Raw genomic sequence first — 14478 nt, 5'->3', positions numbered from 1 at the left:
AATGGATACGCTCGCACACAACCGGTCTGCATTGCGCAAAGCGGCCTGGCCGTTGCTGATGCTGGCAGCCTTGTTTTTGATCGTCTGGTTCGCCCCGCCGCAACATGCGTTCGAAGGCATCTCCAGATACCAGAGCATCCACCTGCCGGTCGAGACCGCCTCCCTCATCATCTCCATGCTGATCTTCGGCGTCGCCTGGAACGCCTATAGCAAGGAGCGCGCCGCCAACATCATCCTCCTCGCCTGCGCTTCGCTGGCGGTCGGCCTGATCGACTTCGCGCACATGCTGTCCTTCGCCGGCATGCCGGACTGGGTGACGCCCGCAGGCCCCGAAAAGGCGATCAACTTCTGGCTGTCCGCACGATTCATCTTTGCCGCAGCCTTGCTGTCGGTCGCCTTGCGCCCGTGGCAACCGCTTGCGCGTCCGCACACCCGCTACACGATGCTGTCCGTTGCGATCCTTGTCAGCGCAGTGGTGTACTGGGTCGGCCTGTTCCACCAGGATGCGTTGCCGCGCACCTTCATCGCCGGTCTGGGGCTGACCACCTTCAAGATCGCGGCGGAATATGCCATCGTCGCGCTGCTGCTGGTCGCCACCGTGTTGTTCTGGCGTCAGGCGCAACGAGGCAAACCGCGCGAGGCAGTCGGTCTGTTCAGCGTGGCGGCCATCTCCATCCTCAGCGAGTTGAGTTTCACGCTGTATTCCGATGTGACCGATGTGTTCAATCTGCTGGGGCATGTCTACAAGATCATCGCCTATGCCGTGCTCTATCGCACAGTGTTCGTCGGCAGCGTACAGGAACCGTTCATGCGCGTGCGCGAGGCGGAGAATGCCCTGCAACACGCCAATCGCGCACTCAAAACACTGAGCGCGGGCAACAAGACACTGCTGCACGCACACGAGGAACGCGCCCTGCTGGAAGCCATGTGCCGCGCAGCCGTGGAAAAAGGCGGCTATCTGCTGGCGTGGGTCGGTTATGTGCAGGATGACGCGACGCACTCGATCAAACCCGAGGTCTGGCATGCCGTACAGCCCGGTTATGTGGAATCCCTACTGTCGACATGGCAGGACATCGCACTGAACAACGGCCCGTCAGGCCTGACGGTGCGCAGCGGGCAAGCCACCATCTGCCAGGACATCGCGACCGACCCTCTGTTTGCGCCCTGGCGGGACGTGGCGCTGCGATACGGCTACCGTGCCAGCATCTCGCTCCCGCTGCACGACAACGGCAGCACCTTTGCGACGCTGTCGCTGTATGCCGCCTTGCCGGATGCATTCACGACCGACGAGATCGCGCTGCTGTCCGAGATGGGCGAGGATCTTTCATTTGGCATCCGCAATCTGCGCATGCGCGCCGAGCGCGACCAGGTCCTGCAGGAGAAGCAGAGTTTTCTGGAAAAGATACAGCAAGGGCTGCAGGACACGGTGCAGGCCATCGCCGCCACCGTGGAGATGCGCGACCCCTATACCGCCGGCCATCAGCGGCGCGTGGCCGACCTTGCCGCCGCCATCGCCGGCGAGATGGGGCTGCCCCATGAACAGATCTTCGCCATCCACCTCGCCGGAGTGGTGCACGACCTGGGCAAGATCTCCATCCCGGCCGAGATACTCAGCAAACCCGCTCGCCTCAACGAGATCGAGTATTCCTTCATCAAGACTCATCCTCAGAGCGGCTATGACATCCTCAAGGACATTGACTTCCAGTGGCCGGTGGCCGAGATGGTGTTGCAGCATCATGAACGCATGGACGGTTCCGGCTACCCGCAGGGACTGAAAGGTGAGCAGATCCTGCCGGGAGCGCGCATCATCGCCGTGGCCGACGTGCTCGAGGCTATGGCATCACACCGCCCCTACCGCACGGGACTCGGCATCGAGTCGGCACTGCAGGAGATACGCGCGCATCGCGGCACGGCCTATGATGCCGACGTCGTGGATGCCGCGTTGCGACTCTTCACCGAAGGAAAATACCAACTCTAAACAAGACAGATGGTTTCAGTCCAGCATCAATTCCCGCCGCTCACCGGAGACGACGCCAGCGACATCCAGCACTGGATGGCGGCACTGTCGGACACCTTCGATCCGGATCAGATCGACCTCATCCGGCAGGCCTGCGAATTCGCTGCCCCGCTCTACCGAGGCAGCACCGACATCACCGGCACACCGCTACTGCAGCACGCGCTGGGTTCGGCCTCCATCCTGATCGGCCTCAATATGGATCACGAGGCCATCGCCGCCACCGCGCTGCATGCCGTGCCAGACTTCCTGAAGGACTCGCACATCCTGCTGCGCGAGCGCTTCGGCCCCAACATCGCGGGGCTGGTTGAGGGCATCTCGCGCATGGAACATGTGCGCCAGTTCAGCGAGGTGCGCGCTCAGCCAAGCACCGAAGAAGCCGCACAGCAGGTCGAGACGTTGCGCAAGATGCTGCTGGCGATGGTGGAAGACATCCGCGTGGTGTTGATCAAACTCGCCGAACGTACGCAGACGCTGCGCCACCTCTCCCATGCCGATGCTGCGCTGCAACGGCAAGTCGCGCAGGAGACACAGAGCATCTTCGCCCCGCTGGCCAACCGCCTCGGCGTGTGGCAGATCAAGTGGGAACTGGAAGACCTGTCCACGCGCTATCTGGAACCTGTGCTGTATAAACAGGTCGCCAAGTCGCTGGATGAGAAGCGCGTCGATCGTGAGCGCTACATCACCGATCTGGTCGAGCAACTGCAGCAGACACTGAAAGATGCCGGCATCGACGGCGAAGTGACCGGCCGCCCCAAACATATCTACAGCATCATCAACAAGATGAAGCGCAAGCATCTGGCCTTCGAGGAGCTGTACGACGTGCGCGCCGTGCGTATCCTCGTGGATGACATAGAGCAGTGTTATGCCGCGCTGTCGCTGGTGCACGAACTGTGGCTGCCGATACAGAAAGAGTTCGACGATTACATCGCCAAACCCAAACCCAACGGCTACCGTTCGTTGCACACCGCTGTGCTCGGCCCGCGCCGCCTGTCGGTGGAGGTGCAGATCCGCACGCGACAGATGCACCACGATTCCGAACTCGGCGTCGCCGCCCACTGGCGCTACAAGGAGAACAGGAAATCCGAAGGCGGTCTGGACGAGAAAGTAGCCTGGTTGCGACAGGTTCTGGCGTGGAAAGCCGAACTGGCGGACAGCGGCGAGCTGCAGAAACAGCTCGGCAACGAACTGTTACAGGACCGCGTGTACGTGCTGACCCCGCAGGGCAAGGTGATCGATCTTCCCAGCGGTGCAACGCCGGTAGACTTTGCCTACGTTCTGCACACCGACCTGGGGCACCGCACGCGCGGTGCCAAGGTGGACGGCAACATCGTGCCGCTCAAACACAAATTGCAGACCGGCCAGCGCGTGGAGATCCTCACCGTCAAACAGGGCGGCCCCAGCCGCGACTGGGCCAACCCGCAGCTCGGTTATCTGAAGAGCGCGCGGGCGCGCGCCAAGGTGCGACACTGGTTCTCGGAACAGAACCTGGACGACAGCATCGCACAGGGACGCGCCTTGCTCGAACGCGAACTGCATCGCATCGGTGCCAACGACATCAATCTGGAAAAGCTCGCCCAGCAACTGCATTACAACAAGCCGGACGACCTGCACGCCGCCCTCGGCCGCGGCGACATCACACCGCGCCGGGTGAGCCTTGCAGTCGTCAAGGAATCGCCTGCACCGCGCAAGACGGCTACTCCAGCACCATCTAGCGGCCGCACACCTCGTGTGCTGATCGAGGGCGTGAACAACCTGGCATTCAAACTGGCGCTTTGCTGCCATCCGGCCCCCCCGGCCTCCATCGTCGGCTACGTCACCCGTGACCGTGGCATCACCATCCACCGCCGCGACTGCCCGTTCATGCAACGCGTACCGGAAGAACGCGAGGACAGGCTGCTGAACGCGATGTGGTCGGACTGAGCCCCGCGCTCAGGACAGGAAGCGCGCTAGCATCTCGGTATCGAACGGCCAGCCGAGTTCATCCCCGTTGTCCAGCCGTTTCACTACCGGGATGCGTGTACCGTAGCATTCAAGTAGCGCATCGTCATCCACGATATCGACAAGTTCGGCTTCGACACCTCGCTGTGCGAGCAAGACTGCTGCCTGCTCGCACAGATGGCAATGCGAAGTGCTGTAGAGAACCAGCTTCATCAATAGTCGGTGTAACCCTTCTCGCCCGGCGTGTAGAACGTCGCCATGTCCGGCGGAGTAAGTTCGCCACCTTTCTGCAGCTTGTTCACCAGGTCCGGGTTGGAGATGAAGGGACGACCGAAGGCGACCAGATCGCCTTTCTGCGCATCAAGGTCCGCATCGGCGCGTGCCGCATCGTAGCCGCCGGACAGAATGTACTTGCCCTTGAAGTTGGCGCGTATCTTCTGCTTCAGCTCGGGACTGACTTCCGGTGCGCCCATCGAACTATGGTCGACGATATGAATGTATACCAGACCGGTCTCGTTCAACGCCTCGACCAGACGCAGATACAGCGCATCCATCTTCGCGTCCGGCTTCATGCCATTGAACACACCGTAGGGGGAGATGCGCATGCCGATGCGCTCCGCACCGATGGCGGCGGCGCTGGCTTTGGCGACTTCCACCACGAAGCGGATGCGGTTCTCAACGCTGCCACCCCACTGGTCGCTGCGCTGGTTGCTGGCGGTGTTGAGGAACTGGTCGATCAGGTAACCGTTGGCAGCGTGCAGCTCGACACCGTCGAAACCCGCCGCTATTGCGTTCCTGCATGCCTGGGCATATTCCGCTATGGCGGTGGCGATATCCTCCCCGCTCATCTCGGTCGGTACCGGATAAGGCTGCATGCCATCGCTATCCGTCCACATATCCCCGGCCAATGCCTGCGCGGATGGTGCGACGATCTTTGTTCCTTCATGCATGTTGGCCGGATGGCTGACGCGGCCGGTGTGCATCAGCTGCACGAATATCTTGCCGCCCCGTGCATGAACCGCATCGGTCACCCGTTTCCATCCCTGTATCTGGGCATCCGAGAACATCCCCGAGATGCGTGCATAGCCCAGACCATTGGCGGAGGGTGACGTGCCTTCGGTGATGATGAGCCCCGCGTCTGCGCGCAATGCGTAATAGTTCTCCATCAGCTGGTTCGGCACGTTACCGGTGGCGCGCGAGCGCGTCATCGGTGCCATCACGATTCGGTTCCCGAGTTGCAGTTTGCCGAGGGTGGTCGGGGTGAACAATGCTTTCGTCATTTCGTTTCCTTGTTGTCTGTTTACCGCCGGCTCGGGGCCGGCGGTCCCTACATCACTGCTTGATGGCTTCCACCGGGATGGTCAATGTCACTTCGTCGCCGACGTAGGGCACATTCTTGGCCATATCGAAGTCGGAGCGTTTCACCTTGGCCGAGGCAGTCGCGCCGCAAGCCTCCTTCTTCACCATCGGATGCGGCATGCAGTGGAAGGAATTGATGGTGAGCGTGACCGGTTTGGTGATGTCCTTGATCGTCAGTTCACCAACCACAGACACCGGCTGATCCCCCTTGAATTCGACCTTGCTCGATCTGTAGGTGATGGTGGGGAACATCTCTGTGTCGAAGAAATCCGCAGCCTGGATGTGTTCATTGAACAACGCCGAACCAGTGTTGACAGACTTGGCATCAATGGTCACATCGACCTTGCCGGTCTTCTTCGCGCGGTCCAGCGTGATGCTGCCGGAGACTTTGTCGAAGCGGCTGAGCTGGATGGAATATCCGAGGTGGTTGTATTCGAAACGCGGCATGGAATGCGTCGGTTCGATCATGTACGTCTCCGGTGCGGCATAGGCTGCGACCGAAACAAAAGCAGCGGTCAGGGTGGCGAGTGTGCGTTTCATGGCGTTCTCCTTTTGGTGGTTGGATTTACTTCTTGTTCGGTGCTGCAGTGACGACAAAATGGAACTTGATCTGTATCTCGTCGGCGACGGTGCCGACATCCGACCATGCGCCTTCGCCGATGGCATAGTCGAGACGTTTGATGTTCAGCACGCCGTCGAACTGGCCGCGCGCGCCGGCTTCCGTGAAGGTGACCGGCACGAAGACATCCCGCGTCCTGCCTTTGATGCTGAGTTTGCCGCTGGCTTCATAACGGTTGCCGCCCAGCGACTTCATGCCGGTTGAGACGAAACTCGCCGTCGGATGGGTTCGGGTATCGAACCACTGCTTGCCGAGCGCTTCTTCGTTCGCCTCATCCACACCGGTGTCGATGCTGGCGATGTCGATCTCTATGCTGGCCCGCGCCATATCCAGTCTGGCAGGATCGAAAGCGAGCTGGGCAGTGAAGCGGTCGAACTTGCCTTCCATCGCCACGCCCATCTGCGTGTAGCCGAACATCACCGCGCTTTCATTCGCCTGCACCTGGCGATATTGGGCCGCCCCCGCCACGCCGAAGTGCATCAACAACGCTGCCATCAACAGGTATCCGATCGTTCTCAGCATCATGCCCTCCTTCATGCCAGTCGCCCGCAGCGGTAATCGTCCAGCGCCTGATGGATCTCTTCCTGCGTGTTCATCACGAAGGGACCGTATTGCACGATGGGTTCGTTGAGCGGTTTGCCCGCGACCAGGATCAACCGGGCATCCTCTGTTGCAGTCATCGTCACGCCATCCGCATCCGCTTCGTTGCCCAGGATGCCCATGCGCTGCACATCCACTTGCGTCTCGCCGACCTGCACCGCTCCGCGATAAACGTAGATGAAGGCATTGTGTGTGGCCGGCAGAGCGGTCGAGAACGGTGTGCCGGCAGGCAGGTGGATGTCCAGATAGACCGGCTCGGTGATCTCGCGCGTCATCGCCCCCGTCACCCTATTGCTCTCACCGGCAATCACGCGCACTGTCGCGCCTTCCGCTGTGATGTATTCGGGGATCTCCGCCGATGCGAAATCCTTGTACCAGGGCGCAGCCATCTTGTTGCGCGCAGGCAAGTTGAGCCACAGCTGGAAACCCTCCATCAGCCCGTCTTCCTGCTCGGGGATCTCGGAATGGATCGCGCCACGCCCGGCGATCATCCACTGCATGCCACCGTTCTCCAGCAGACCTTCGTGCCCGGCACTGTCGCGATGGCGCATGCGCCCGGACAACATATAGGTGATGGTCTCGAAGCCGCGATGCGGATGGTCGGGGAAACCGGCGATGTAGTCGTCCGGATCGTCGCTGCCGAATGCATCCAGCATCAGGAAGGGATCGAGACGACGCTGCAGTTTGCCGGTCAGCACGCGCGTCAGGCTGACGCCCGCGCCGTCCGAAGTCGCCACGCCCTGCACCAGACGTTCGATAGCGCGCGTACGCTTGAGAAGTGTTGGGGTCGCCGTGTTCATGGCACATCCTTGGTTGACTAAAGTGCTTGCATACTAGTCGTTCCAAATTGATAGATAAATATACTCTTGCGAGATAGACTATCCCGTAAATGGAACAAACAAATATCTCCGCCGACGACATGATCCTGTTCGCCGCCATCGCCGAACAGGCTAGTCTGGTGCGCGCCGCCGAACAACTCAGCATGCCCAAAGCCACCGTTTCGCGCCGCCTGGGGCATCTGGAAGAAACGTTGGGACAGAAGCTGTTGATCCGCACCACACGCCGCCTGACCCTCACCGAATTCGGCGAAGCCTTCCTCGATCACTGTCGCCGCGTCGCGGAAGAAGTCGTCACCGTGCAGGATTTCGTGCGCAGCCAGGATGTGCAACCGCGCGGCAGGCTGCGCGTCTCCATGCCGGAAGACTACGCCAGACGCACGCTGTCGCGCGCACTGGCCACCTTCATCGAAGCCTATCCCGAGATCGAACTCGAACTCGACCTTAGCTCGCGACTGGTGGACCTGATCGGCGAACGCTTCGACCTCGCCATCCGCATGGGCGAACTGGCGAACGATTCCACGCTGGTCGCACGCAAACTGGACGAACAACACCTCGGCCTCTATGCCAGCCCCATCTATCTGGCACTGCACCCCGCCCCGCGCCACCCGGACGAGCTGGCACACCACGCCGCACTGCGTATGGGCGCAGAGAACGGTCAAGCACTGGCGTGGCAATTACAGCATGGCAAGGAAGAGTGGCAAGGTATCCCTCCCGGACGCATGACGCTGAACTCCATCAGCGTCATACAACAACTGCTATTGGATGGTGCAGGCATTGGCATGCTGCCTGTGCCATTTGCCGAAGAGGACGTGAAGAAAAAAAGACTGGTGCGCGTGCTGCCCGACTGGCGCTTTCCCTCCGTCACCGCCTGGGCGGTGATGCCGATGCGACGCTTCCTGCCCAGCAAGACGCGCGCGTTTCTGGACCATGTAGAGAACGCATTGCGACTCGCGTAAAGCGCCTTGACACAAAAAACAAAGCCTCGCAATGATGCGAGGCTTTTGTATTGGTGGGCCCTGACAGACTTGAACTGTCGACCAAAGGATTATGAGTCCTCTGCTCTAACCAACTGAGCTAAGGGCCCGTGACACTTAACCTTCGCCGTCGAGGAAACTCTTCAGCTTCTCGGAGCGCGAAGGATGGCGCAGCTTGCGCAGGGCCTTGGCTTCTATCTGACGGATACGTTCGCGTGTGACATCGAACTGTTTTCCGACCTCTTCCAGCGTGTGGTCGGTGTTCATCTCGATACCGAAGCGCATGCGCAGCACTTTGGCTTCGCGTTGCGTCAGGCTGTCGAGGATGTCCTTGGTCACGTTGCGCAGGCTATCGAACACGGCCGCATCGATCGGTGCCAAGCTGTTGGCGTCCTCGATGAAGTCGCCAAGATGCGAATCGTCATCGTCGCCCACCGGCGTCTCCATGGAGATGGGCTCCTTGGCGATCTTGAGGATCTTGCGGATCTTGTCCTCCGGCATCTCCATCTTGATGGCGAGCGTGGCGGCATCGGCCTCGATACCAGTCTCCTGCATGATCTGGCGCGAGATGCGGTTCATCTTGTTGATGGTCTCGATCATGTGCACCGGGATACGGATGGTGCGCGCCTGATCGGCGATGGAACGGGTGATCGCCTGGCGGATCCACCATGTCGCGTAGGTCGAGAACTTGTAACCGCGGCGGTATTCGAATTTGTCCACGGCCTTCATCAGACCGATGTTTCCTTCCTGGATCAGGTCGAGGAATTGCAGGCCGCGGTTGGTGTATTTCTTGGCGATGGAGATGACCAGACGCAGGTTGGCCTCGATCATGTCGCGCTTGGCGCGGCGTGCCTTGGCTTCGCCGTTGGTCATCTGCCGGTTTATCTCTTTCAGGTCGACGATGGGGATACCCACACGCTGTTGCAGGGCGATCATCTGCTTCTGCTGGTCGATGATGGCGGCCTCGTTGCGCGACAGCGCATCGCTGTAGGGCTTCTTGGCCGCGATCTCGCGATGCACCCATTCCAGATCGAGCTCGTTGGAAGGGAAAGACTTGATGAAGTGCGGACGGGGCATGTGCGATTTGGTGACGCACAGAGTCTGGATGGCACGTTCACTGGCACGTACTTCCTCCACCATCTTGCGCATGGTGTCGCACAAGGCGTCCACTTGTTTGGCAGAGAAACGGAACTGCATCAACTCGTCGGAAATCTGCTGCTGCAGCTTGTCGTACTGTTTGCTGCGGTAACCGTATTTCTCGTAAGCCTTGCCCATCTTGGTGAACAGGTCGCTGATCACCGCAAATCGGGCCAGCGCATCGACCTTCATCTGTGCGAGGTTAGCGGCCACAGCAGCAGCAGCGGCTTCCGCCTGCGCCTCTTCATCCTCTTCGTCATCACTGTCGCCATCATCGCTATCGGCTTCATGGTCGTCATTCGACTCGCCGTCGGCATCGTCGGCATCGCTGCCGATCTTCGCTTCATCCTCGCCATCAACGAATCCGTCGATCAGTTCCTCCACACGCATCTCGTCGCTGGCGATCTTCTGGGCCAGCAACAGGATCTCCGCGATGGTCGCAGGACAGGCGGAGATGGCCATGATCATATGCTTCAGGCCGTCTTCGATGCGCTTGGCGATCTCGATCTCGTCCTGACGAGTGAGCAGGTTGACCACCCCCATCTCGCGCATGTACATGCGGACAGGATCGGTGGTGCGTCCGAATTCGGAATCAACGGTGGAGATGGCAGCCTCGGCTTCGGCAGCGGCATCATCATCGGCTACGGGAGGGGCGACTTCGTTCATCACCAACGACTCGCTATCCGGCGCGACGTCGCACACGGAGATACCCATGTCGTTGATCATGCTGACCACGCCCTCCACCTGCTCGACCTCCAGCATATCGGGCAGATGGTCGTTGATCTCGGCGAAGGTCAGATAGCCGCGCTCCTTGCCCAGCAGGATGAGAGCCTTGAGGCGGGTGCGGCGCTCTTCGATGTCTTGGGAAGTATCGCTCTGCTTGTTGTTTACTTCAGCCGCCTTGGCTTTTACGACGGTCGTTTTCCCGGCGCTCTTTTCCTCTGCGCCCTGTGTTTCGTCCTGAATCACCGCTGTGGTTTTCTTTGCCGGAGTGGTGGTTTTCTTTTTTTGCTGAGTCGCCATGCTCGGTTCCCAGAATTAGATTGATTAGCGGGCAGTCGAGTCCCCAGGACCGCCAAAAGGGCGCGGATTATAGCAGATTTATTCAACTTTTCCGAAGGTTAGCTTCAAGTAGCGCCTGCACAGTCGGATGCAATTACCGTGCCTGCCTCTTGATTTTCAACTCACGACAGCCTTCAATCTCAACAGCGCCTCGTTAAGTTCAGCGTGCCGGGCGCGATCGGCGTGGGTCATCCCGGCCAAACCCTTTGCCTGTAGCAACGCCATCTCACTTTCGATCTCTGACCGTTGAATCTTGCGCAGTACGCCAGCAAAGTCCGAGTCGATGTCGTAATCGTCACCCAGCTGCATGACTTCGCCCTGCACGGATGCGAACACCGCAGCGTGCACCGTATCCTGAAAATGCTGTATCAGTGCAGCGGTGCTGACCTCGTCGGCTCCTTCACGCAACCAGTCAGCCAGCGCGGCGATGGCGACCCCTTCGGCAGTCTCATTCGACCAGTCGCGTGGCAAATCACGTGCAAGTTCAGGCTTCATCAGCAGGCAGCGCAACATATGGCGCAGTTCCGACGGGGCGTTGCGCTTTGCCTTTTGTGGGGCCAGCCGTTTGGGCGCGGTGACCGACTTGATGGACCACAGCGCTTCCAGTTCGGCCTGCTCCAGACCGGCCAGCGCCGCGACCTGCTTGCGTAACAGCAAAGCGGTGGTCGGTGCCGTGATGGCTGTCAGCAACGGCTGGGCATTCTTAACCAGCGCGCTTTTCCCTTCCTGAGTCGTCAGGTCTACTTGCGAAGAAAGTTCTCGCAGCAGATAGCCGGACAGTGTCATTGAATCGTCCAGTTCGCGCTCGAATGCCTCGGTTCCGAATTCGCGTATGTATGAATCGGGGTCGTGCTCCTCAGGCAGGAACAGGAAGCCGATTCGTTTGCCATCCTGCAACTGCGGCAAGGCGTTCTCCAGCGCACGCCAGGCGGCCTTCTGGCCGGCACGATCCCCGTCGAAACAGAAAACCAGTTGGTCGCACAAGCGCATCAGCTTTTGAATATGGAAGGGCGTCGTTGCCGTCCCCAGTGTCGCCACCGCATATTCCACGCCGTGCTGCGCGAGCGCCACCACGTCCATATAACCTTCAACCACGACCACGCGCTGGTGTGCACGAATGGCCTTTTGCGCCTGATACAGACCGTATAGCTCATGACCTTTCTCGAACAGTTTGGTCTCTGGGGAATTTAGATATTTCGGCTCGCCCTTATCCAGCACGCGCCCACCGAAACCGATGACCTGACCGCGCACATTCACGATGGGGAACATGATGCGGTCACGGAAACGGTCGTAGCGCTTTCCGCCATCCCCCTCGATCACCATGCCGGTTTCGACGAGCGCTGCATCCTGATAGCTTGGAACCGCATTCTTCAATGGCTGCCAGTCGTCCGGTGCATAGCCGATGCCAAAACGCGCCGCCACTTCACCAGACAGCCCGCGTCCCTTGAGGTATTCGATGGCTCGCGGGTTATTTTTCAGCTGCTCGCGGTAGTAGCGCGTCGCTGTCTGCATCAGTTCATACAGGTCGGGCGCAACTTTCTGTTGCGGGACGTTCGAAGCTTCACGTGGCACTTCAAGACCGATACCTTTGGCCAGGTCTTCCACCGCTTCCACGAAACCGCTTCCGGTGTGCTCCATGACGAAGCCTATGGCCGTGCCATGCGCGCCACAGCCGAAGCAGTGATAGAACTGCTTGCTCTGGCTGACAGTGAAGGAGGGAGATTTTTCGTTATGGAAAGGACAGCAGGCGACGTAGTTGGCACCCGCCTTCTTGAGCGGGACATAGCGCTCGATGACATCGACGATGTCCAGACGGTTGAGCAGGTCCTGAATGAAACTTTTTGGAATCACTCCCGCCCCCGCTCAATATTGAAACCCCGCTTCCCGGTCAGCACCGGGACAGCGGAATCACTTTGACAAAGCAGCCTTGACTTGTCCGGACACTTTGCCCAGATCGGCACGCCCGGCCAGTTGGGGCTTAAGGATCGCCATCACCTTGCCCATATCCTGCACGCCGGCTGCACCGGATGCGGCGACAGCCTGTACGATGGCGGCAGCGACTTCCGCATCGCTCATCTGCTGCGGCATATAGGCTTGCAGCACTGACACCTCGAACTTCTCGACATCCGCCAGATCCTGCCGTCCGGCCGCATCATACTGGGCGATGGAATCGCGACGCTGCTTGAGCATCTTGTCGATGATCGCCAGCACATCCGCATCGCCGAGTTCGACACGCTCGTCGACCTCTTTCTGCTTCATGGCAGCAAGCAGTAGCCGGATCGCACTGAGGCGGGCCGTGTCCTTGGCGCGCATCGCGGATTTCATATCTTCGGTGATCTGCAGCTTCAGGCTCAAGCGCTACTCCTCAAAACAAATGCAAAACGCCGCAACCCCGAAAGATTGCGGCGTCGAGATAATACCGGATCAGTACAGCTTCGGCGGCAGAGTCTGGCTGCGCAGGCGCTTGTAGTGACGCTTGACGGCAGCGGCCAGCTTGCGCTTGCGCTCTGCTGTGGGCTTCTCGTAAAACTCGCGAGCGCGCAAATCGGTCAGCAGACCGGTCTTTTCAACGGAACGCTTGAAGCGGCGCATTGCCACTTCGAACGGCTCATTTTCTTTAACACGTACGGTTGTCATGGACAAACTACCTTTAACCAAAAATTCGAGGGCGCGATTCTACCGAAGACGCACCCGGCGCACAACCTGTATTTACAAAACCGTTACCCGACCGAACTTGCGCTTGCCGACTTGGGCCACGACTACCGCACCGACCTTGATCTGCAGGGCTTTGTCGCTGACCTTCTCGCCATCTAGCTTAACGCCGCCCTGACCGATCATGCGGATCGCCTCGGAAGTGCTGGCAACCAGATCGGCCTGTTTCAGCAGATGGGCGATACCGATGCTGCCGCCGCCGGACTGCACCGAGATCTCCGGCATGTCGTCCGGTAACACGCCCTTCTGGAAGCGTGCCTCGAACTCGGCCAAGGCGTCCTCGGCCACCTTCTGAGAGTGGAAGCGGGCGACGATCTCCTGCGCCAGCATCACCTTGATATCGCGCGGATTTCGCCCCTGCGCGACCTCTTCCTTGAAATTGGCGATCTGCGCCAGACTGCGGAACGAGAGCAGATCGTAATAGCGCCACATCAGGTCATCGGAGACAGACATGATCTTGCCGAACATCTCGGTCGGCGAGTCAGTGATGCCGACATAGTTGCCCAACGATTTGGACATCTTGTTCACACCGTCCAGCCCTTCCAGTAGCGGCATGGTGAGTACGCACTGCTGCGGCTGACCATGATGCCTTTGCAGTTCGCGCCCCATCAGCAGGTTGAATTTCTGGTCGGTGCCACCGAGCTCGATGTCGGCCTTGAGGGCGACGGAGTCGTAACCCTGCACCAACGGGTAGATGAATTCATGGATGGCGATGGGCTGGTTGCCCTTGTAACGCTTGGAAAAATCGTCGCGCTCCAGCATTTGCGCCACGGTGTGGGTGGCGGCCAGGCGGATAAGGTCGACCGCACTGAACTTGTCCATCCAGGAGGAGTTGAACACGACCTCGGTCCGCTCCGGATCGAGTACCTTGAACACTTGGTCTTTATAGCTTTCCGCATTGGCAAGCACCTGCTCACGCGTGAGCGGCGGGCGGGTGGCATTCTTGCCTGTGGGGTCGCCGATCATGCCGGTGAAGTCGCCGATCAGAAACAGGGCATGGTGGCCGAGATCCTGCAACTGGCGCATCTTGTTCAGCAACACGGTATGGCCAAGGTGCAGGTCGGGTGCGGTCGGATCAAAGCCGGCCTTGATGCGCAACGGGCGGCCCAGCCCCAGCTTCTTTACCAGCTCGGCCTCGATCAGCAGTTCATCACTGCCACGCTTGATTTGATTGAGGATTTCTTCTTGACTCATGTCGAAAGACCGTTTGTCTGTCTCTTG

The 14478-nt window shown here is 59.7% G+C and carries 13 protein-coding genes and 1 tRNA gene; 3 read left to right on the top strand and 11 right to left on the bottom strand.

The annotated features are described in order from the left end of the window. Position 1: 1 nt before the first annotated feature. Entirely contained in the window at positions 2-1978 is a 1977-nt protein-coding gene (locus ACYPYQ_RS02545) for an MASE3 domain-containing protein (protein ID WP_459719028.1), read from the top strand. A gap of 9 nt (positions 1979-1987) precedes the next feature. Further along, positions 1988-3937 carry a RelA/SpoT family protein gene (locus ACYPYQ_RS02540; RefSeq protein ID WP_459719024.1) on the top strand — a complete coding sequence of 650 codons (1950 nt, stop codon included), beginning with the start codon at positions 1988-1990 and terminating at the stop codon, positions 3935-3937. 9 nt (positions 3938-3946) lie between these two features. Here ACYPYQ_RS02540 and ACYPYQ_RS02535 read toward each other — a convergent pair whose 3' ends face one another. The 5 genes from ACYPYQ_RS02535 to ACYPYQ_RS02515 are packed head-to-tail and all read right to left on the bottom strand — an operon-like array spanning position 3947 to position 7333. Beyond that, positions 3947-4168: a glutaredoxin family protein gene (locus ACYPYQ_RS02535; protein WP_459719021.1), complete on the bottom strand. Its 222-nt coding sequence runs from the start codon at positions 4166-4168 to the stop codon at positions 3947-3949. Continuing rightward, entirely contained in the window at positions 4168-5235 is a 1068-nt protein-coding gene (locus ACYPYQ_RS02530; protein ID WP_459719018.1) for an alkene reductase, read from the bottom strand. Before ACYPYQ_RS02530 ends, ACYPYQ_RS02535 begins: the two co-directional genes overlap by 1 nt. A 52-nt stretch (positions 5236-5287) precedes the next feature. Beyond that, the gene (locus ACYPYQ_RS02525) at positions 5288-5854 is read right to left on the bottom strand and encodes a YceI family protein (RefSeq protein WP_459719015.1); all 567 of its coding nucleotides are present in this window, start codon (positions 5852-5854) and stop codon (positions 5288-5290) included. Between the two features lie 25 nt (positions 5855-5879). Continuing rightward, a complete protein-coding gene (locus tag ACYPYQ_RS02520) occupies positions 5880-6455 on the bottom strand; it encodes a YceI family protein (RefSeq protein WP_459719013.1) in 576 nt (191 codons plus the stop codon). A gap of 11 nt (positions 6456-6466) precedes the next feature. Further along, positions 6467-7333, bottom strand: a complete 867-nt coding sequence (locus tag ACYPYQ_RS02515) for a pirin family protein (RefSeq protein WP_459719010.1) — start codon at positions 7331-7333, stop codon at positions 6467-6469. A gap of 89 nt (positions 7334-7422) precedes the next feature. Here ACYPYQ_RS02515 and ACYPYQ_RS02510 point away from each other — a divergent pair, with 89 nt between their 5' ends. Then, positions 7423-8328 carry a LysR family transcriptional regulator gene (locus ACYPYQ_RS02510; RefSeq protein ID WP_459719007.1) on the top strand — a complete coding sequence of 302 codons (906 nt, stop codon included), beginning with the start codon at positions 7423-7425 and terminating at the stop codon, positions 8326-8328. Positions 8329-8379: 51 nt separating this feature from the next. Here ACYPYQ_RS02510 and ACYPYQ_RS02505 read toward each other — a convergent pair. The 6 genes from ACYPYQ_RS02505 to tyrS all read right to left on the bottom strand — a co-directional run bounded on the left by ACYPYQ_RS02505 (position 8380) and on the right by tyrS (position 14451). Then, a tRNA-Ile gene (locus ACYPYQ_RS02505) sits at positions 8380-8456 on the bottom strand. Positions 8457-8463: 7 nt separating this feature from the next. Then, positions 8464-10506 (bottom strand): RNA polymerase sigma factor RpoD, encoded by a 2043-nt coding sequence (gene rpoD / locus ACYPYQ_RS02500; RefSeq protein WP_459719004.1) that lies wholly within the window; start codon positions 10504-10506, stop codon positions 8464-8466. A 156-nt stretch (positions 10507-10662) separates the two neighbouring features. After that, complete coding sequence (gene dnaG / locus ACYPYQ_RS02495; RefSeq protein ID WP_459719001.1) at positions 10663-12396, bottom strand: DNA primase; 1734 nt, start codon at positions 12394-12396, stop codon at positions 10663-10665. Between the two features lie 57 nt (positions 12397-12453). Continuing rightward, positions 12454-12900 carry a GatB/YqeY domain-containing protein gene (locus tag ACYPYQ_RS02490; protein WP_459718996.1) on the bottom strand — a complete coding sequence of 149 codons (447 nt, stop codon included), beginning with the start codon at positions 12898-12900 and terminating at the stop codon, positions 12454-12456. 69 nt (positions 12901-12969) lie between these two features. After that, positions 12970-13182, bottom strand: coding sequence for a 30S ribosomal protein S21 (rpsU, locus tag ACYPYQ_RS02485; protein ID WP_013292349.1), 213 nt, complete (start codon positions 13180-13182; stop codon positions 12970-12972). Between the two features lie 72 nt (positions 13183-13254). Next, positions 13255-14451, bottom strand: coding sequence for a tyrosine--tRNA ligase (gene tyrS, locus ACYPYQ_RS02480; RefSeq protein ID WP_459718990.1), 1197 nt, complete (start codon positions 14449-14451; stop codon positions 13255-13257). Positions 14452-14478 lie beyond the last annotated feature (27 nt).

This window comes from Sideroxyarcus sp. TK5 (genome assembly GCF_054601595.1).
This window is presented reverse-complemented; position numbering and strand designations above follow the sequence as displayed.